Source organism: Pseudomonas sp. CCI3.1 (assembly GCF_034313985.1).
GTDB lineage: Bacteria > Pseudomonadota > Gammaproteobacteria > Pseudomonadales > Pseudomonadaceae > Aquipseudomonas > Aquipseudomonas psychrophila.
In genome coordinates this window covers 4,246,324-4,264,453 of the sequence record NZ_JAVIWO010000001.1, presented here as the reverse complement: position 1 = coordinate 4,264,453, position 18,130 = coordinate 4,246,324, and the positions used below count along the sequence as shown (strand labels likewise).

The 18,130-nt window shown below is 58.5% G+C and carries 18 protein-coding genes; 8 read left to right on the top strand and 10 right to left on the bottom strand.

Annotated features, from left to right (window positions below; translation table 11 throughout):
* Positions 1 to 30: 30 nt before the first annotated feature.
* From pdxH to dinG, 5 genes are all read right to left on the bottom strand, one after another.
* Positions 31 to 678, bottom strand: a complete 648-nt coding sequence (gene pdxH / locus RGV06_RS19550) for a pyridoxamine 5'-phosphate oxidase (RefSeq protein ID WP_019823490.1) — start codon at positions 676 to 678, stop codon at positions 31 to 33.
* A 23-nt stretch (positions 679 to 701) separates the two neighbouring features.
* The gene (locus RGV06_RS19545) at positions 702 to 1,862 is read right to left on the bottom strand and encodes an OmpA family protein (protein WP_322150958.1); all 1,161 of its coding nucleotides are present in this window, start codon (positions 1,860 to 1,862) and stop codon (positions 702 to 704) included.
* 108 nt (positions 1,863 to 1,970) lie between these two features.
* Positions 1,971 to 3,116, bottom strand: coding sequence for a serine hydrolase domain-containing protein (locus RGV06_RS19540; protein ID WP_198820955.1), 1,146 nt, complete (start codon positions 3,114 to 3,116; stop codon positions 1,971 to 1,973).
* Between the two features lie 234 nt (positions 3,117 to 3,350).
* Positions 3,351 to 5,702 (bottom strand): beta-galactosidase, encoded by a 2,352-nt coding sequence (locus tag RGV06_RS19535; RefSeq protein WP_322150956.1) that lies wholly within the window; start codon positions 5,700 to 5,702, stop codon positions 3,351 to 3,353.
* 95 nt (positions 5,703 to 5,797) lie between these two features.
* Positions 5,798 to 7,942: an ATP-dependent DNA helicase DinG gene (gene dinG, locus RGV06_RS19530; RefSeq protein ID WP_019823498.1), complete on the bottom strand. Its 2,145-nt coding sequence runs from the start codon at positions 7,940 to 7,942 to the stop codon at positions 5,798 to 5,800.
* A gap of 98 nt (positions 7,943 to 8,040) precedes the next feature.
* Here dinG and RGV06_RS19525 point away from each other — a divergent pair, with 98 nt between their 5' ends.
* Positions 8,041 to 8,505 carry a CopD family protein gene (locus tag RGV06_RS19525; protein ID WP_019823500.1) on the top strand — a complete coding sequence of 155 codons (465 nt, stop codon included), beginning with the start codon at positions 8,041 to 8,043 and terminating at the stop codon, positions 8,503 to 8,505.
* Between the two features lie 121 nt (positions 8,506 to 8,626).
* Here the strand turns inward: RGV06_RS19525 and RGV06_RS19520 are convergent, their stop codons facing one another.
* The 3 genes from RGV06_RS19520 to RGV06_RS19510 form a co-directional block, all read right to left on the bottom strand.
* On the bottom strand, positions 8,627 to 9,385 hold the full coding sequence (locus RGV06_RS19520) for a hypothetical protein (RefSeq protein WP_019823502.1): 759 nt from the start codon (positions 9,383 to 9,385) through the stop codon (positions 8,627 to 8,629).
* A complete protein-coding gene (locus tag RGV06_RS19515) occupies positions 9,378 to 9,653 on the bottom strand; it encodes a DUF1145 domain-containing protein (RefSeq protein WP_019823504.1) in 276 nt (91 codons plus the stop codon). The genes RGV06_RS19520 and RGV06_RS19515 overlap by 8 nt, the downstream gene beginning before the upstream one ends.
* Positions 9,654 to 9,791: 138 nt before the next feature.
* Positions 9,792 to 10,484 carry an OmpA family protein gene (locus RGV06_RS19510; protein ID WP_019823506.1) on the bottom strand — a complete coding sequence of 231 codons (693 nt, stop codon included), beginning with the start codon at positions 10,482 to 10,484 and terminating at the stop codon, positions 9,792 to 9,794.
* A gap of 157 nt (positions 10,485 to 10,641) precedes the next feature.
* Between RGV06_RS19510 and RGV06_RS19505 the strand changes: the two genes are divergently transcribed.
* The 7 genes from RGV06_RS19505 to RGV06_RS19475 all read left to right on the top strand — a co-directional run bounded on the left by RGV06_RS19505 (position 10,642) and on the right by RGV06_RS19475 (position 17,181).
* Positions 10,642 to 11,139, top strand: a complete 498-nt coding sequence (locus RGV06_RS19505; RefSeq protein WP_019823508.1) for a DUF6231 family protein — start codon at positions 10,642 to 10,644, stop codon at positions 11,137 to 11,139.
* 4 nt (positions 11,140 to 11,143) lie between these two features.
* Entirely contained in the window at positions 11,144 to 11,620 is a 477-nt protein-coding gene (locus RGV06_RS19500) for a YchJ family protein (protein ID WP_019823510.1), read from the top strand.
* A 33-nt stretch (positions 11,621 to 11,653) separates the two neighbouring features.
* Entirely contained in the window at positions 11,654 to 12,139 is a 486-nt protein-coding gene (locus tag RGV06_RS19495; protein ID WP_037031919.1) for an LEA type 2 family protein, read from the top strand.
* 7 nt (positions 12,140 to 12,146) lie between these two features.
* The gene (locus RGV06_RS19490) at positions 12,147 to 12,356 is read left to right on the top strand and encodes an SEC-C metal-binding domain-containing protein (RefSeq protein ID WP_019823514.1); all 210 of its coding nucleotides are present in this window, start codon (positions 12,147 to 12,149) and stop codon (positions 12,354 to 12,356) included.
* A 201-nt stretch (positions 12,357 to 12,557) separates the two neighbouring features.
* Positions 12,558 to 13,199, top strand: coding sequence for a glutathione binding-like protein (locus tag RGV06_RS19485; protein ID WP_019823516.1), 642 nt, complete (start codon positions 12,558 to 12,560; stop codon positions 13,197 to 13,199).
* A 220-nt stretch (positions 13,200 to 13,419) separates the two neighbouring features.
* Positions 13,420 to 15,882: a penicillin acylase family protein gene (locus tag RGV06_RS19480; protein ID WP_322150949.1), complete on the top strand. Its 2,463-nt coding sequence runs from the start codon at positions 13,420 to 13,422 to the stop codon at positions 15,880 to 15,882.
* A 177-nt stretch (positions 15,883 to 16,059) separates the two neighbouring features.
* A complete protein-coding gene (locus RGV06_RS19475; protein ID WP_322150947.1) occupies positions 16,060 to 17,181 on the top strand; it encodes a succinylglutamate desuccinylase/aspartoacylase family protein in 1,122 nt (373 codons plus the stop codon).
* A gap of 27 nt (positions 17,182 to 17,208) precedes the next feature.
* Here the strand turns inward: RGV06_RS19475 and RGV06_RS19470 are convergent, their stop codons facing one another.
* On the bottom strand, positions 17,209 to 17,415 hold the full coding sequence (locus RGV06_RS19470) for a hypothetical protein (RefSeq protein WP_019823521.1): 207 nt from the start codon (positions 17,413 to 17,415) through the stop codon (positions 17,209 to 17,211).
* A gap of 93 nt (positions 17,416 to 17,508) precedes the next feature.
* Positions 17,509 to 18,075, bottom strand: a complete 567-nt coding sequence (dcd, locus tag RGV06_RS19465) for a dCTP deaminase (RefSeq protein WP_016779707.1) — start codon at positions 18,073 to 18,075, stop codon at positions 17,509 to 17,511.
* Positions 18,076 to 18,130 lie beyond the last annotated feature (55 nt).

Here is an 18,130-nt window from a genome sequence, read left to right as displayed (position 1 = left end):
CACTGCGCGCCACCCTCGCATGGAACCTCTTCAAGGCGCCAGGCGCTCTCGAGTCCACTCCCCCCCTTCACGCCGATAGTTCAGGCGATCGTGCAGACGGCTTGGCCGCCCCTGCCAAAACTCAATGCGCTGGGGCAATAACCGGTAGCCGCCCCAGTGCTCGGGGCAATGGGGCTGAGTGTCGCTGAAGCGCGCTTCGGTAGCCTTGAGCAACCCTAGCAATTCGTCACGATCAGCGATCACCTGGCTTTGCGGAGAGGCCCAGGCACCGATCCGGCTGCCTAAAGGACGAACCTGATAATAGGCATCGGACTCTTGCGGCGTGACCTTGACCACTTGCCCTTCGATGCGCACCTGACGTTCCAGGGTTGGCCAGAAAAAAGTCATGGCCGCGAACGGGCGCTCGGTCAGTTGCTGGCCTTTGGCGCTGGTGTAATTGGTGAAAAAGGTAAAACCCTGTTCATCCAGACCTTTGAGCAAAAGCACGCGACAGTGCGGACGCCCCTCGGCATCGACCGTAGCCAGGGTCATGGCGTTCGCCTCCACCGGTGGCTGTTCGGTCTTGACCGCGTCGTTGAACCACTGATGAAACAGCGCGAAAGGCTCGGCCGGGGCTTGAGCCTCGGTCAGCCCGTCACGGGTGTAATCACGTCGCATATCTGCCAATGCTTGAGTCATGCCGCAATCCTTCCCTGAATCAATCAGTTCTTGGTCTGATCGTTGGCGGCAACTTTCTTGTCAGCAGCAGCTTTGGCTTTAGCCACGACGGGCTTCTTTGCAGGCGCAGGCTTCGCTGCTTTTTTGGCCGGGGCTGCCTTTTTGGCGACAACGCCTTTCTTGGCCGGGGCCGCTGCATTCTTCTTAGCGACAGAAGGTGGAACTGCAGGCTGCACAGCCACCAGTTCAGCTGGCGACAACGCCGGCTGGCTGTACTTGCTGACCAACGCAACCATGGTGGCTTGCGGAGTCATCAGGATTTCTACACGACGGTTCAACGCACGACCTTCGTTGCTGTCGTTGGCTGCGCGAGGCATCACAGAACCCATGCCACGCAAGGTGAGGCGGTTACCTTGCAAACCGCTCATGCGGAAGATCGCGGCTACCGACTTGGCGCGATCCAGGCTCAGGCGAGTATTGGCAGCCATGGCGCCTGTAGAGTCGGCATGACCCAGCACCAGCACGGCAGTTTTTGGATCGCCTTCAACGACTTTGGCCACGCGGGTGAACGGACCAAGCATCGACGGCATCAGCAAGTCAGGACGGGTTGCCTTGAACGAACTGTCAGCCGAAGCCACGATGATCAGCAGGTTTTCGCGACGTTCCAGTTTCAGGTTGGTGTCCTTGATGGCCACACGCAGGCGCGGTTCGTACTCATCCAGCCAGGCTTGAGTGATTTTCGGGTCTGGCATCGGAATCACGCCAACTGGAGAAGTTTTAGAGGCTTTGTCATCGCCACCAAAAGGCCACCACCAATTCTTGGTAGAGGTTGCCGCGCCAGCGGGAGCAACTACGGCGGCAACTTTTTCTTTTTCTACCGGGGCATCTTTCTTGGCTGAGTCAGAACCGAATGGCCACCAGCTGGAGCCACTTTCTTTGGCAACTACCGGGGCTGGAGCTGGGGTTTTGGCAGCCGGTGCCGGCGCTTTGGCATCTGACGCTGCAGTCTTGGCCACGGGCGGCGTTACTTTGGCATCTACCGGTTTGGCCGCGGCACTGGCGTTTTTATCAGCAGGAGTCGACGCCTGATCGGACGAGCCCAACTGCCACCATTTGTGGCCGCCTTCAGCGTCATTATGTGGAGTTTGTGCGCAACCAGTAATGGCCAGGCAGAGAGCCAAAGCGAGGGTCTTATTAGATGACATTGAATATCCACACAATGAATTAAGAATAAATAGGCACTAAGCCTACATAAAAAAACGTTGCACACATAAAAGCTACAGGGTTCCGACCTACGGCTTACAAATACCCTGTTAGATACACGTTGCCAGGACTTTGACCAACTTTTGAGCCCTTGGGTCCATCAATACATACGGCCCCAGTGTGTTAGTCACAAAACCAAAGGCCACTTCACACTCTGGGTCGGCAAAGCCAATCGACCCGCCAGCACCTGGATGGCCAAAGGCTTTGGGGCCTAAACCGAAGGTCGCGTTAGGCACGGTCGGCTGATCCAGCATACAACCCAGCCCGAGACGGGTCTGCGTGCGCAAGGTTTTATCCTCACCCAGACTGTGCTCGCGGGTCAGCTGTTCAAACATTTCGGCTTCAAGCAGGCTGCCATCGAGCAAACCGCTGTAGAACCCCGCCAGGCTACGGGCATTACCGTGCCCATTGGCCGCTGGCTGTTCCATCCGACGCCATTCCGGCTTGTTGGTGCTGGTCATGATCGACGGCGGATTGGTGAATGCACGCGTGCTCATGGATGTCGGCTCGTTCATCATCGCCTTCAACAGACGCTGCGCTGCCGCATCCCCCATCGCGCCCTTGCTGCGAGCGATATGGGCCACCCGGTAAAACTCTTCATCGGCCAGCCCGACATGAAAGTCCAGCCCAAGCGGCCTGGCCGTACGCGCCATGATGGACTGGCCCGCACTGCGACCGTCGGCGCGGCGAATCAATTCGCCAACCAGCCAGCCATAGGTGATCGCCGCATAGCCATGGCCTTCGCCTGGCGTCCACCAGGGTGCTTCAGCGGCCAGCGCATCGACCATGGTTTGCCATTCGTACAAGGCGGTTGGCGGCATCAACTCACGCAACGCCGGCAAACCGGCACGATGGCTCAGCAACTGGCGCAACGTGATGGACTCTTTGCCCGCTGCTGCAAACTCAGGCCAGTAACGGGCAACAGGAACATCGAGTTCCAACTTGCCCTCTTCCACCAGTTGCAGGGCGGTGACCGCCGTAAAGGTTTTGGTGCAAGAAAACAGGTTAGCAATGGTGTCTGTGTGCCACGGTTGCTCTGCGTCCTTGTCAGCCGTACCGGCCCACACGTCGAGTACCGTTTCGCCACCAATCTGGATGCACAGTGCCGCACCGCGCTCTTGCGGATCATTGAAAAGATCAGCAAACGCCTCGCGTACTGCTTCGAACTTAAGGTCGTGAAAACCCTGAATCTGCACCCGTACCTCCTGGATCAGCATGGCTCTACAAGGCGTGCATTGTTCCAGCACCAGTAAGATTTTGAAACAGAGCAAGGCGCTCTGAGCGCACAATTTTTGTGCGCTGATGAGGCGGTGCGCAAAGTATCAGCACTGGAGTCGTTTTTTTGTGAAAACAGAGCCACATACATTTGCCTGAAACCTGCGAGAGCTGGCAAGCCAGCTCCCCACGCAAACATGCAATCAGGTTGAAAATCAGTGGCCTTTACCCGAGTGACCGCCCGCATGACCTGCGCCCGAGTGCCCGCCGCTGCCGTCATCACTTGCATGCACAGGCGCTTTGGCTGCTTTTTCTTCTTCAGCCCGGGCTTTGGCAGCCTCTTGACCCAACTGGTCGAGGGCCTGCAGGTTTGACTTGCGTACGCTGTCGACAAAACCGGTAAACGGCAAGTCAGTGATGCCAATCATGCCGAAGTGGCCGTTTTCACCATCCAGCAGGCGACCGGTTACAGGCTGGTCCAGGTACTGGAACCAATGCACCCCGACAATCGAGGGCTCCGCCACGGCCTGCTTGAGGAATTTGCTGTAAGCCGGGCCACGGGCTTCCTCGTTGGCCACTTCGGTTACACCGCCCCAGAACGGGCCACGGTCACGGGAGCCAAAGTTGAACTCGGTAATCATCACCGGCTTGTCCAGTTCCCGCAGTTTGGCAAAGTCGTAACCGTCCTGCGGTTGCAGGGTGTAGAGGTTGAAACTCAACACATCGCAGTACTTGGCGCAGGAGGCCACGGCCTCAGGCGTACTGACGGCGAAGCGCCCGCCCAGCAACAAGTGATTGGGGGCATGCCATTTAAGCGAGTCCGCAATAGTCTTGAAGTAGGTGTCGGCGAAGACCTTCTGGAAGTACTGGTAATCAGCTTCGATTTCCGGGTGCTCGGCGTTGGGCAAAGGCGCCTCGAAGCCCGGGTCTTCCATTAATTCCCACGCTGGAATGTCGATACCCCAGGCCTTGGACAGGCCCTGCTGATTGCGGTATTTGTCCCGCAACTGCTTGAGGAATGCGCGTTTGGCCGGTACGTCGGTGGTCATGCGCAGCGTGCCGAGGGCCAATGCATAACGGGATTTCGGATCATCACCCGGGCCTGCCCACGCCAGTTCGTTGTCGGCGAAGTAGCCGATCAACCACGGGTCGTCACGGTGGTCACGGGCAGCAATGGCCACGGCGCGCTCGGTGGCCATGGCAAAACGCGGGTCAAACGGGTCGGGCATGCCGCCCCACCAGTCGGTGCCAGTGCTGATACTGGTGTAGTCGCCGACAATCGACAGCGGCAAGGTGTAAGGCACGCGATCGTTGAGGCCCAGCTCGGGGTCACTCCAGTTGCCGATGGTGTTGAAGCCCCAGGCTTGGAGTCGATCAAGAGTATGGGTTTGCCAGCGCTTGGCATCGAAGGTTTGCGGCGCACACGGGATGACAGGATCGCTGCCCGGTTCTGTTTTTTCCACTGCGCACGGCTGGGCGTAGAGGCGCTGCAGGTTGGCGCCATAGAAGTTGTACCAGCGGCCAGCATTGAAACCCCGGCCCTGCGTAGACGCATTGCCGCTGTTGTTGTCCCCAACACCGTAATAGTTGGCCAGGGGAGCACCGTCCTTGGGCAAGTCGGTGAACATCCACTCGCGACCTGCGACGTAGGTCTGGCTGTCGTTGGCGGTCACGGCGTTGAGGCCAAGGGAATAAAACGGGTGACCTTCAGGAGTGATCAGGTTCCAGCGGCCATTGCGTTTCTCGGTACGGAAAAAACCGGTCGCCTCAAACCCTGTGCCCTTGAGCCAACCGCCATATTTGTCCTGGTCAGTACGACCGGCCAGCCAGCCCTTGAGTTGTTGCTGTTCCTTGGCCGCTGCCGCCTTGAGCTGCTCGTCGTTAGTGACTCGTTCCGGCCATTTGGCGCGGGTCGACTGGCCGTAGCCATCGACAATCGAACCATAGACGGCCTTGATCACGCCCTCGCCGTCCTGCACCCCGAAGCGCTCCAGCAGAATGCTCTGCGCTGCGGTCGGTTGCGGAATCGACAGGCTCACCGAGACCACTTGGCTCAAATCGATTTCACCCTGACTGCCGGCCAGCAGGATTCGCTGGCCATCGACTGTCATCGGCATCGGCGGACCGGCTCGCATGCCCTGGCTGCGGGGCGAGTTGGCTTTTAACGGCAACAACAGGGTCTGCGCAGGACCTGCTGGCAGATCAATACGGCTGGTCAGGGTTTGGCCATTATTGCTTTGAACGGTCACGTCCAGGGTCAGCGCCCAATTCATTGCGTTCTGGATGCGCAGGGTCATCATCCCCGACTGCGACCAGTCCCAAACCCCGGTTTGCGGTGTTAAACGCAGGCTGGGCGCTGCGCCAGGGTTAAAGACCACACGGCGCAGCACTTCGCCTTCAGCCGTTTGCTCCGCATTGTATTGCGGCAAGCTCGCATCCGTGGTCGCCACCTGCACCACATCGGCCGGGCGAACGAAATTGAACAAGGTTTGTTGACCAGCAGGCGCCGCCAACAGCGGGGTCGTGACCAGCAACGCAAAAACAGCAGACAGCGAACGGCGAATCATATGGATCTGGTTCTCCCAAACGGCCGAAAACGGACCTGTGAGGTGGTGAAAGTCAAAGCATAGACAGCAAAGTCGGCGATAACGCCGACTCGCGCTTAAGAAATTTCGCGCCTGAAAGGCGGCAATGCATTAAGAATCGCTTTGCCGTAGCGCTGGGTAACCAGGCGCCGATCCAGCAACGTGATGGTGCCGCGATCCTGTTCGGTACGCAGCAGCCGCCCGCAAGCCTGCACCAGCTTGAGCGAAGCGTCGGGAACGGAGATCTCCATGAAGGGATTACCGCCCCGGGCTTCGATCCACTCCGCCAGCGCAGCCTCGACCGGATCATCGGGCACCGAGAACGGGATTTTGGCGATCACTACGTGTTCACAGTAAGCGCCAGGCAAGTCGACACCTTCGGCAAAACTGGCCAGGCCGAACAGCACGCTGGAGTCTCCGCCATCAACCCGGGCCTTGTGTTTATTGAGGGTTTCCTGCTTGGACAGGTTGCCCTGGATAAACACTTGCTTGCGCCAATCGCGCTCCAGACCGTCGAACACGTCCTGCATTTGCTTGCGCGATGAAAACAGCACCAAGGTGCCCCGCGAGCCTTCGACCAGTGCAGGCAACTCACGAATGATCGCCGCCGTGTGGGCCGTAGCGTCGCGCGGATCAGCCTTGAGGTCCGGCACCCGCAACACGCCCGCATCAGCGTGATGGAAAGGGCTTGGCACCACTGCCGTGACGGCTGTTTTCGGCAGACCTGCACGCATGCGGAAACGATCGAACGTACCCAGCGCAGTCAGGGTGGCCGATGTCACAAGCACGCCATACGCCACGTTCCACAGGTTGCGGCGCAACATCTCGGCAGCAAGGATAGGGCTTGCGTTGACCTCGATATCAAACAGCGAACCGCTTTCAGCCAGGGTCAGCCAGCGCGCCATTGGCGGGTTGTCCTCAGGGTCTTCTACGGTAAATGCAGTCCACAGTTCCCAGTTGCCTTGAGCACGGGACAGCAAACTGCCAAACAGCGGGTACCACTCTTCAGCCTGGTTGCTGGTGATGCCGATATTGACCTCACCGTCCATGCCGTCCTTGAGAATTTCGGTCAGGCGGGTGAACAGGTCCGTCAGACGCGAGAAGCCTTTTTTCAGTTCGATACCCATTTCACGCATGTGATCGGGGATCAGGCCGCCGATGAAGCGATGGCGCGGTCGCTCACGACCTTCTGGCTCATCACCGACTTTAAAGTCTGCAATTTGCTCACACGCTGCGAACATGAACTGTTGCTGGGCCTTGATCTCTTTGGCCAATTCCGGCACTTGTTCCAGCAGACGCCCCAAGTCGCCCGGCAACGGGTGCTGGGCAAGCAGTTTGGTCAAGTTTTTGGAGGTTTGCTCCAGCCAGTCCGCCGTCGAACGCAAACGGGTGTAATGGGCGAAATGGCCGATAGCCTTGTCTGGCAGGTGATGGCCTTCATCGAACACGTAGACCGTGTCACGCGGGTCCGGCAATACCGCTCCGCCACCCAGCGCGAGGTCTGCCAGCACCATGTCGTGGTTAGTGACAATGACGTCCACCTTGCTCATGCCTTCGCGGGCCTTGTAAAAGGCGCACTGGCCGAAGTTGGGGCAATGACGGTTGGTGCACTGGCTGTGATCGGTCGTCAGGCGCGCCCAATCCTGGTCTTCAAGTGCCTGGGGCCAACTGTCGCGATCGCCGTCCCATTTATTGCCGGCCAATTTTTCGATCATGCTGGTGAACAGCTTCTGGCTGGCCTCATCGACTTCGATCTTGAAGCCTTCTTCCTCAAACAGCTGCGCCGTCGCGGTTTGCGCGTGGCCCTCTTGCAGCAGCATGTCGAGTTTGGACAGACACATATAGCGCCCACGCCCCTTGGCCAGCGCGAAGGTGAAGTTCAGGCCGCTGTTGCGCATCAGGTCCGGAAGGTCCTTGTAGACGATCTGCTCTTGCAGCGCGACGGTTGCCGTGGCGACTACCAGCCGCTTGCCTGCCGCCTTGGCCACTGGAATGGCCGCCAGGCAATAAGCTACGGTTTTACCGGTGCCAGTACCTGCCTCAACGGCGACCACAGCCGGGGCGCCACTGCGGTGGTTTTCTTCGTCGGTGTCGATATCGCCCAGCACCTTGGCCACTTCAGCGATCATCAAACGCTGACCGTAACGGGGCTTAAGACTTTTGGATTCGAGAAAACGCGAATATGCGCCCTGGATCTGGGTTTTGAGTTCGGTACTAATCATGATTCTTCGGGCGCAAGAAACGCTGGATAAATTTTCAGTGGTTCGAATGGCCGCTATCATACCCCGCTAATTCATCCCGCGCCGAACGGAGTACCCCAATGACCGCCTTTGCCCTCGCTTACAGCCTGCATGTAGTGGCCGCCCTGATCTGGGTGGGCGGCATGTTTTTCGCCTGGATGATTCTGCGCCCGGCGGCTATCGCAGCCCTTGAAGGCCCGGCGCGGTTAAAGCTGTGGGTTGAAGTGTTTCAACGTTTTTTTGTCTGGGTGTGGATCGCTGTGGTCATTTTGCCGATAAGCGGTGTCGGCCTGCTGCAGATGCGCTTCAACGGTTTTGAAACGGCGCCGCGCTACGTGCAGATCATGATGGGGCTGTACATCGTGATGGTGGCGCTGTTTATCCGGATTCAGTCGCTGCAATTGCCCGAGCTGCGCAAGGCCGTAGAGGCTCAGGCGTGGGCTGAAGGTGCAGCAGTGATGGGCCGGATCCGTCGGTTGGTGGGCTGCAACTTGATTGTTGGCCTGGTGCTGGTCGCCATTGCGGCGGCCCGGCCGACTTTCTGAGCAGGGTTGTTACCTTCGTTTTTTGCGGGAACGGGCTTGCTCGCGATTGCAATCGACGCGCTGTATCAGCCACACAGCGCTGAGGCCATCGCGATCAAGCCCACTCCCGCAATTGCCCGGATTACAACCGCTGAATGGTCACCGCGCCCGATGTACCCACTTCACCCGGCTGCCCGGCCAGGCCGGGACGGCCCGATTTGCCACCATCGGTGCGGTAAACGATGCAGCCCTTGGATTTCCCGCCTGAGCCCGGACGTCCGGCCTCACCGGGTTTGCCACCCGCACCACCGTCAACCCGCACATTGACCTGCTCGCCAGGGTAGTCGCGAGGCAGCTCGATTCGTACCTGCCCCCCTGCTGCACCCGGCTGGCCATCGCCACCGTTATCGCCATTGGACCCGGCGCCTGCCGCGCCCCAGGTGCAGCCAGGTTCCTCACCATTGCCGCCATCAAGCCCGACAAAACCCGGGGCGCCAGTTCCGCCACGAGCATCGATGGACAGTTGTGGCGCTTGCAGTGACTCAATGCGCAAGCTCAGGTCCCGGGCTGGCCGGGCTGGTTTTTCAAAGGTGCCCGGAGCGCCACGGGCATTGATCTGGCTACCTTCGCTCAGTTCGGCATGGGCAACCCGCATCTCGATACCGCGTTCGGCCGGCACGATGGTGATACGCGCCTCACGGCCCAATTGCAGTTGATCGATGTTGACCTGAGTCACACCGGCCGGAATCAATAGCGTGCCGTAATCAGCAACGTCGAGTTTTTCCAGGTGCAACACACTGGCATTGGCGGGCAAGCGCATCAGCGAGTTGGCTTCTACCAGCACCACATCAGCATGGGCAAAAGGGCTGCACAGGACAGCCAGCAAACATAACTTACGCATGACGGGGCTCTCGCTCAGAAGGTACAAGGGTGTAGGCGTGGAAAATTCCAAGCACAAGAATCAGCAGGCGATCACGCCAGGGGTGCGGGCGGTCTTGCAGGCGACCATTGAACAGCAGTACTTCAAGCACGTGCGTCAGCAGCAACAGACTGCCTGCGACGTTCATCAACCTATCGAACGGGTAGATCAAGGGGGCGGACAGATTGATCAGTACCACGCCCCAAAACACCAGCATCAATGCCTTACCCAGCCCCCAAAGCACCTTCATACATCCGCCTTCAGTTTTTTCTTTGGACGCACATTAACGGCTTGCAGGAGCACGGCGCCAGAGACCTTTACAAAAAGTTTCGCCGCAGATTTGACCCCGGGATCAAATCTGCGGCGAACCTCAATGCCCGGCGCCTGCTCAGCGGACGATTAGAATTTCGGTACGTCTATTTTGGGCCCGACCCTCAGGGGTCTGATTACTGGCGACCGGGTTCGATTCACCGGCACCTGCCACAGAAACGAACTGACTGCGCGGAACGCCGCTTTCGATCAGGTACTCGACCACTGACTGCGCACGCTGTTTGGACAGTTTCAGGTTATAGGCTTCGTTGCCCACGCTGTCGGTGTAACCGGTGACCTTGAGCTGCGCATTGGCCGCGTCTTTTTTCAGGCGCGCGGCAATGACATTGAGCTTGTCCTTGTCAGACGCAGTCAATTTGGCGGAGTTGAATTCGAAATTCACATCACGCACCACAATGGCTTCTTCCTGAACCACGACCACTTCTTGCACCACAACGACGGCCACTATTGGACAACCCACTGCATCGACTTTCACGCCCATGGGTGTGTCGGGGCATTTGTCGAGGCTATCGAGCACTCCATCGCCATCCGCATCGCCATCGCCATGGACCCAACAATACGCGGCAGCCATGCCCGCACCGAACACGGCGCCACCCCCAGCCCAGGCCGAACTTTTTATCGCGCCCAACGCCGCCCCGCCCACACCGCCGACTGCGGCACAGGTAGGCCAATCCGTTTTCTGCAATCCGGCACAGCCCGTTAAAACACTTGTAAGAACAACCAGAGGTAATGCTGTTCTGATGATGCTCATAAGGGGATCACTCCTGAGGGTCGGCGTCTGGCCGATGCATCGGAAAGTAAAGACCTCGGTTGGGGTATGCGCCAGCAAGGTGATAGCACGCGACACTGCCCACTAGGCCGCGAGGCTTGCGCAGGCTAGTCTTGGACGCTCTAAGTGAGGACTTTTGATGACGCTCGGTATTTCAACACGCACGCCCCAGCAAGCGCTGGCAGCACTGCTTGATCGTTATGCGCCACAACGCTTGCTGGTGGTCGGTGCCAGCAGCTTCCCGGCGCTGGCCGCTTTCCAGGCTGCGCACCCCGAGGCGCTGGTCGCTCACGCGGCTCCTGGCCCATTGGCGCAGGAGCTTGCCGCGCAACGTTTTGACCTCGCCCTGGTGATCGATTGCCTGGAGCACCTGCCCAAACGCACGGGCCTGGAGCTGCTGGGCGGGATTCGCAACCTCAATGCCAGCCGTATTGCGGTGCTGGCGGACCTGGCGGCCTGCGACTGGAAAGAAACCGACTTTTTCGCGCTTGCACTACAAAGTAATGAGCGTTTTCAGCGTGACGAACAGGTATTGACCCTATTCACTTACGATTTGCGCGAGTACAAACAAGTACCCGACTGGCTCAATGCCAGGTTTTGGGCGAACCCGGAAAATTTTGGCAAGTATTGGTGGTAATCCGATGAGTACATCCATTTGCCCCTGTGGCAGCGGCAATCTTCTGGACGCCTGCTGCGGGCACTATCACGAAGGGCACCCGGCCCCAAGCGCCGAAACCTTGATGCGCTCGCGCTACAGCGCCTATGTGCTGGGACTGATCGATTATCTGGTGGCGACCACCTTGCCCGTACAGCAGGCCGGGCTCGACCGCCTGTCCATTGCCGACTGGAGCGCGCAAAGTACCTGGCTGGGCCTGACGATTGAAGGCAGCGAGGTGTTCGGCGGTCAGCCAGAGCACGCATTTGTGACCTTTACTGCACGCTGGCATGACGCCAACGGTGAACACAGCCACCGCGAGCGCTCGTCATTTGTGCAAAGCTCAGGCCGTTGGTATTTCATCGACCCCACGGTACCGCTAAAGGTTGGGCGCAACGATGCATGCCCATGCACCAGCGGCCTTAAATTCAAAAAATGCTGTGCCGGCTTTTTCAGTCAATAGGCTGAGCTGATGCGGCGCTCTGAGGGGTAAGGAATGGATGCTCGGGCTCAAATAATAAAAGCAACGGCCCTGGCGATGGTCCTGATGCTGTCGGGGTGCGTCTCCTGGTTTGATTCGGGAGACAAGGACCCGGACATACGTCTTGTAAGGGTTGAACTGGTTCAGGCCAAATTGCTGGAGCAACGCTTCAAGCTGCACTTCATCGTCGATAACCCGAATGAATCCACACTCACCGTGCGGGGCCTGAGCTATACCGTCTATCTGGGCACCATAAAGCTCACTGAAGGTGAACGTGAACACTGGTTCAGCGTGGAGCCCAACAGCCAGGCAGATTTCGTGATCCCTGTTCGCACCAACCTCTGGCCACAAGTGCGGCCACTGGTCAAATTGCTCGAAACACCCGATCAGCCCATCCCCTACCGGTTTGAGGGCACACTCGAAACCGGCCTGTTCTACGGTTACGACGTGCACGTGACGCGTAAAGGCGAGATAATCCCCGGTGATTTTATTCCAGAGTGATTGAGCAATGACCCAGCAACCCCACGTTCATGGCCCCGACTGCAACCACGATCATGATCATGGCCACACCCATGATCACGACAATGGTCATGTCCATGGCCCGCATTGCGGCCATGCCCCTCAAGAGCCTGTGCGCAACGAACTGAAAGACGTTGGCCGCAACGACCCTTGCCCGTGCGGCAGCAGCAAAAAATTCAAGAAGTGCCACGGCGCCTGATCCCTCGGGACGCTCTGCAAACGCCGCACCTGCCTTGGGCATGTGCGGCGTTTGTGTTTTTGCTTTATGAAAAATCAACTCAAGAAGCCACCACACGCTTTCATGCTACGAGGTTTAGAGAGTAAAACTGACAGTCCACAGCCAACGACTACCACCGATGGTCGTCTGTTGCTGCGTGAATATTCCCTTCTGGAGCCCTTCATGATCGATCTTTATTACTGGACCACTCCCAACGGCCACAAAGTCTCGTTGTTTCTTGAAGAAGCTGGCCTGCCCTACAAGGTTCATCCGATCAACATCGGCAAAAACGAACAGTTTGCTCCGGACTTCCTGAAGATAGCCCCGAACAATCGCATCCCGGCGATTGTCGATCAGACCCCGGCAGACGGTGGCGAACCGCTTTCGCTGTTCGAGTCCGGCGCCATTTTGTTGTACCTCGCGGAAAAAACCGGGCAATTCCTGCCCAAAGATCTGCGCGGTCGGCAGATGGCCCTGCAATGGCTGTTCTGGCAAATGGGCGGTCTGGGCCCCATGGCCGGGCAAAATCATCACTTCAATCGCTTCGCACCTGAAAAAATCCCCTATGCGATAAAACGTTACACCGATGAAACGGCCCGTCTGTACCGTGTATTGAACAAACAACTGGAGGGCCGGGACTTTGTGGCCGGGGCCGAATACAGCATTGCCGACATGGCGATTTACCCGTGGATCGTGCCCCATGAATGGCAAGGCCAGAACCTTGACGATTTCCCGGCCCTGAAGGTGTGGTTCCAGCGCGTCAAGGCCCGCCCGGCCACTGAGCGGGCTTACGCGCTGGTGGATAAGATCAACCCGCAGAAGTAATCCAATCAGACTTTGTGGAGCCGCTGCCGCAGGCTGCAACGGGCCGCGCAGCGGCGCCATGAATCTAAAGGGCCTTAGGACCTGATCGCAGCCTTCCCCGGCGCCTGCAGTTGTTGCGCAGTGCGAGGCGCCACAACACCCCAAGATAGCGCTTGCGCGGTGTCATCGGCCTCACTAACGTAGCGCCTTTCGATGACATACCCCCCGCAGGAGCTTCGCCATGGCCTCGCCAGCCCTTACTCATTTTCTTCCCCGGTTCGGCGTTGCCGCGGCAGTGGTCAGCCTGCTGGGCTTGACCGGTTGCCAGATAAACAATCAGACCACTGAAAGCCTGGTGCCAACCTCTGGCATGCACCCCCTCAAGGGGCTTGCGCAGAATGTATCGGTGCGTCGCAATAGTCAGGGCATGCCGCTGATCGAAAGCAGCAGCTTTCATGACGCCCTGTTCACCCTGGGTTATGTGCACGCCGGTGACCGTATCAGTCAGATGGTGCGCTTGCGCTTGCTGGCACAAGGTCGCCTGGCCGAACTGAACGGCTCAGATGCGCTGGAAACCGACCGATTGATGCGCACCGTTAATCTGAAAAAGAATGCTGACGAACTCTATAAAAGCGCCTCTCCGCGCCTTAAGAAGTTCTTCGAGGTATATGCCCGCGGGGTCAACGCCTATTTGTTCCGCTATCGCGACAAGCTCCCGGCCGATCTGGCGCAAGCCAGCTATAAAGTCGAATACTGGAAGCCTGAAGACTCGGCGCTGATTTTCAGCCTGCTGAACTTCGGGATGTCGGTCAATCTACAAGAAGAACTCAACTCCCTGGTACTGGCGCAAAAAGTCGGCACGGACAAGCTCCCGTGGCTGACGCCAACCTACCCCAACGAAGCCCTGCCCACCAGCGAAGCAGACAAGCTCAAAGGCCTTGCCCTTGGTAGCCAGTTGCAAGGCTTGAGCGGCTTGACCCAGGCTTTGGAGCAGGTCACGCAACTGAGCCTGCCCGGGGTTACGGCCTCGAGTGACTGGGCGATTGGCCCACAGCGCAGTCGCAGCGGCAAAAGCCTGCTGGCCAACGATATTCACCAGCCCATCGGCGTCCCTTCGGCGTGGAGCTACGTGCAGATCCGTGCACCTAAATATCAGGCTGCAGGTGCAACCATCGCGGGCTTGCCGACGCTGTTTGCCGGGTTCAATGGCAAAGTGGCATGGGGCATGAGCACGGCAATGGGCGATAACCAGGACGTGTTCCTGGAGAAGCTCAAACGCCAAGGTAACAGCCTGTACTACCTGGCCGACGGCAAATGGCTGCCGGCGACCGTGCGCAACGAAACGTTTTTCGTCAAAGGTCAACGCCCGGTGCGTGAGGTCATTTACGAAACACGACACGGGCCGCTGTTAAACAGCGCCGTAGGCACCCCAACGGCGCTGAACAGCAGCCTTGGCCTTGCCCTCCAAACCCCGGACCTGAAGGGTGACAAGACCCTGGACGCGTTTTTCGACCTGTCCCGTGCCCAAAATAGCGAAAAAGCGTCGGATGCCAGCCGCGAGATCCGCGCTGTGGCGCTGAATTTGCTGTATGCCGATGCCAGTCATATTGGCTGGCAAGTGACCGGCCTCTACCCCAACCGCAGGGAGGGCCTGGGCCTCTTTCCGTCACCGGGCTGGGATAGCCGTTACGACTGGGAGGGCTACGCCGACCCGATGCTGCACCCCTACGACCAGGACCCGGCTCAGGGCTGGCTGGGGACGGCGAACCAGCGAACAGCCGCCTATGGCTACGGCATGCAACTGTCCAATTCGTGGCTCTCACCTGAGCGCAGTGAGCGCCTTGCGCAACTGGCAGGCAGCGGCAAGCAGGATGCTCGCAGTATGATCGCGATGCAGTACGACCAAACCACGCTGTTCGCGGCCAAACTGAAAACCATGCTGGTCGCCCCCGGCATGGCGCAGCCACTCAAGCAGGCGATCGCAGGGTTGCCCGTGGCGGATCAAGCCAAGGCCCGTGAAGCCCTCGCCCGACTGATGGCTTTTGACGCAAAACTCAGCCCGACCTCGTCCGATGCGGCGCTGTATGAGCTGTTTTTGCAGGAAAGCACCCGACAGCTCTTCCTTGATGAGTTGGGCCCGGAGGGCAGTGCTGGCTGGAAGGCATTTATTGGTAACAGCAACCTGTCTTACTCGGCGGTGGCAGACCACTTGCTGGGCCGTGAGGACAGCCCCTTCTGGGACGATATTCGTACCCCGCAAAAAGAAGACAAACCAGCCATTCTGGCCCGGAGTCTGGCGGGCGCCATCAGCACCGGTGACCGCCTGATGGGCAACGACCACAAGGCCTGGCAGTGGGGCAAGCTGCATCAATATCTGTGGCGCAATGCCAACGGCCAGACGGTACGCGGTCCGATCATGGCCGGGGGCGATCACACCACGCTCAACACTGCGGCTTACAACGTCGCCGGATCAAACTTCGACGTGACGCTGATCCCTGCAATGCGCATGATCGTCGATTTCGGGCAAGCTGAACCGATGATGGGGCAAAACAGCACGGGCCAATCCAGCAACCCGGACAGTGCGCACTACACGGACGGCATAGACCCGTGGCTCAAGGGCCAGTACATCGGCTTCCCCATGCAACCGCAAAACTTCGACAAAACCTACGGTAAAACCCGCCTTACCCTGGTTCCGGGCAAATAACTGGCCCGTACTGAAAAAGTCGTCAACAGCCCTCTCCCGCACACATCTGGAGAGGGCTGGTGGCTGATGGCACCTTCGCAAATAAAATGTGTATGCCACCGTTAATGTGCTTGCATTGTTCTGATTGGGCACAACGCTACTGCGGGCCTTCTCAACCCGGCTTACAAGGACGTCACCATGCAGCGACATCAAATTCACTCATTGCTGGCGCCAGTTCCAGGGACAGAACGGCATATCCACAGTTTTCATTACGGCCCCTCCCAGCCCCGGGGCAAGATCTATATTCAGGCCTCACTGCATGCAGATGAATTGCCGGGCATGCTGGTTGCCTGGCACCTGAAGCAGCGCTTGGCCGAACTGGAAGCAGCAGGACGATTGCGCAGTGAGATCGTGCTGGTACCGGTGGCCAATCCGGCCGGTCTGGACCAGGTACTGATGGATATCCCGCTGGGTCGTTACGAGTTGCAAAGCGGGCAAAACTTCAACCGAAACTTCCTCGATCTCAGTGAGCAAATCGGTGACGAGCTTGAAGGTCAGTTGAGCAACGATCCCGCATTTAACCTGCAACTGATTCGTCGTCACGTGCGCAAAGTGCTGGCAGCGCAAGTGCCATCAACGCAGTTGCACTCGCAACGCCTGATTCTGCAAACGCTGGCCTGCGATGCTGATGTAGTGCTGGATCTGCACTGTGACTACGAGGCAGTCCCCCATCTGTACACCACACCTGAGGCCTGGCTGCAGGTGGAGCCGCTGGCGCGTTATCTCGGCGCTCAAGCCAGCTTGCTGGCAACAGACTCCGGCGGGTTGTCGTTCGATGAGTGCTTCACCCTGCTGTGGTGGCAGTTACAAAAGCGTTTCGAACATTGCTTCCCCATCCCTCAGGGCAGCATTTCCGTCACCCTTGAGTTGCGTGGCCTGGGTGACGTCAGCCACCAGCATGCCGAGCACGACTGCCAGGCGCTGATTGATTACATGATCGATTTCGGCGCGATAGAAGGCGAGCCTGGACCTTTACCGCCCCTGCTCTATCCCGCGACGCCCTTGGGCGGTGTGGAGCCCGTAACGACGCCTGTGGGCGGCTTGCTGGTATTCATTGCCAAACCTGGCGACTGCCTGAGCGCTGGACAGTTGATTGCCGAAATCATTGATCCGATCAGCGACCGGCTTACACCGGTCTACTGCACCCACCCGGGTTTGCTCTACGCACGGTCTCTTCGGCGAATGGCCACGGCGGGCATGGTCATTGCCCACGTGGCAGGCCGCGATGCTTATCGCAGCGGCTATTTGCTTTCACCTTGAGCCAATCGGCTTAAGGCAGCTCAATATTCAGGCAATCGGGGCAGGCGGAGGCTCGTCGGGCAACGTAGGCACGCCCGGCTCGGGCTCGATCGGTTGCGGGGAGTCAGGGTCAGGCTGGCCGGGGATGCCACCTGCATGTAACTGGGGAAAGGCAAGCAGAGACCACGCCAGCACCCCGACCTGATTGGGCTCAAGGCTTGCCAGTTGGGCGCGGATAGTCGGATCAATCTTCATGAGGCACTCCTGAGCGATGATCCGGCTCGCTGGATGCGTAACCGGAAATACACTCAATAGAGTGCTTTATCGCTCAAGAATTCCCTCTGTTCGTCAGGTACGTGGCAAAGTCACGCCGCGCTGCCCCTGATACTTGCCGCCACGGTCCTTGTACGACACTTCGCACTCTTCGTCGGATTCGAAGAACAGCATTTGTGCCACGCCTTCGTTGGCGTAGATCTTGGCAGGCAATGTGGTGGTGTTAGAGAACTCCAGCGTTACATGGCCTTCCCACTCAGGCTCGAGCGGCGTCACGTTAACGATGATGCCGCATCGCGCGTAGGTGCTTTTACCCAGGCAGATGGTCAGCACATTTCGCGGGATACGGAAGTATTCAACAGTGCGCGCCAGAGCGAAGGAGTTGGGCGGAATGATGCAAACGTCGCTGGTGACATCAACAAAGCTGCCCGCGTCGAAGTTCTTCGGATCAACGGTCGCCGAGTTGATGTTGGTGAACACCTTGAACTCGTTTGCGCAACGAACGTCGTAGCCGTAGCTCGATACACCGTACGAAATCAGACGGTTCTCGCCTTCTTCACGCACCTGACGCTCGACGAAAGGTTCGATCATGCCGTGCTCTTGCGCCATGCGGCGAATCCACTTGTCTGGTTTGATGCTCATGGCGGGTGTCCTGAATAGCGAGGTAGAAAATTCTGTCGGGCATCTTACCGCCCCC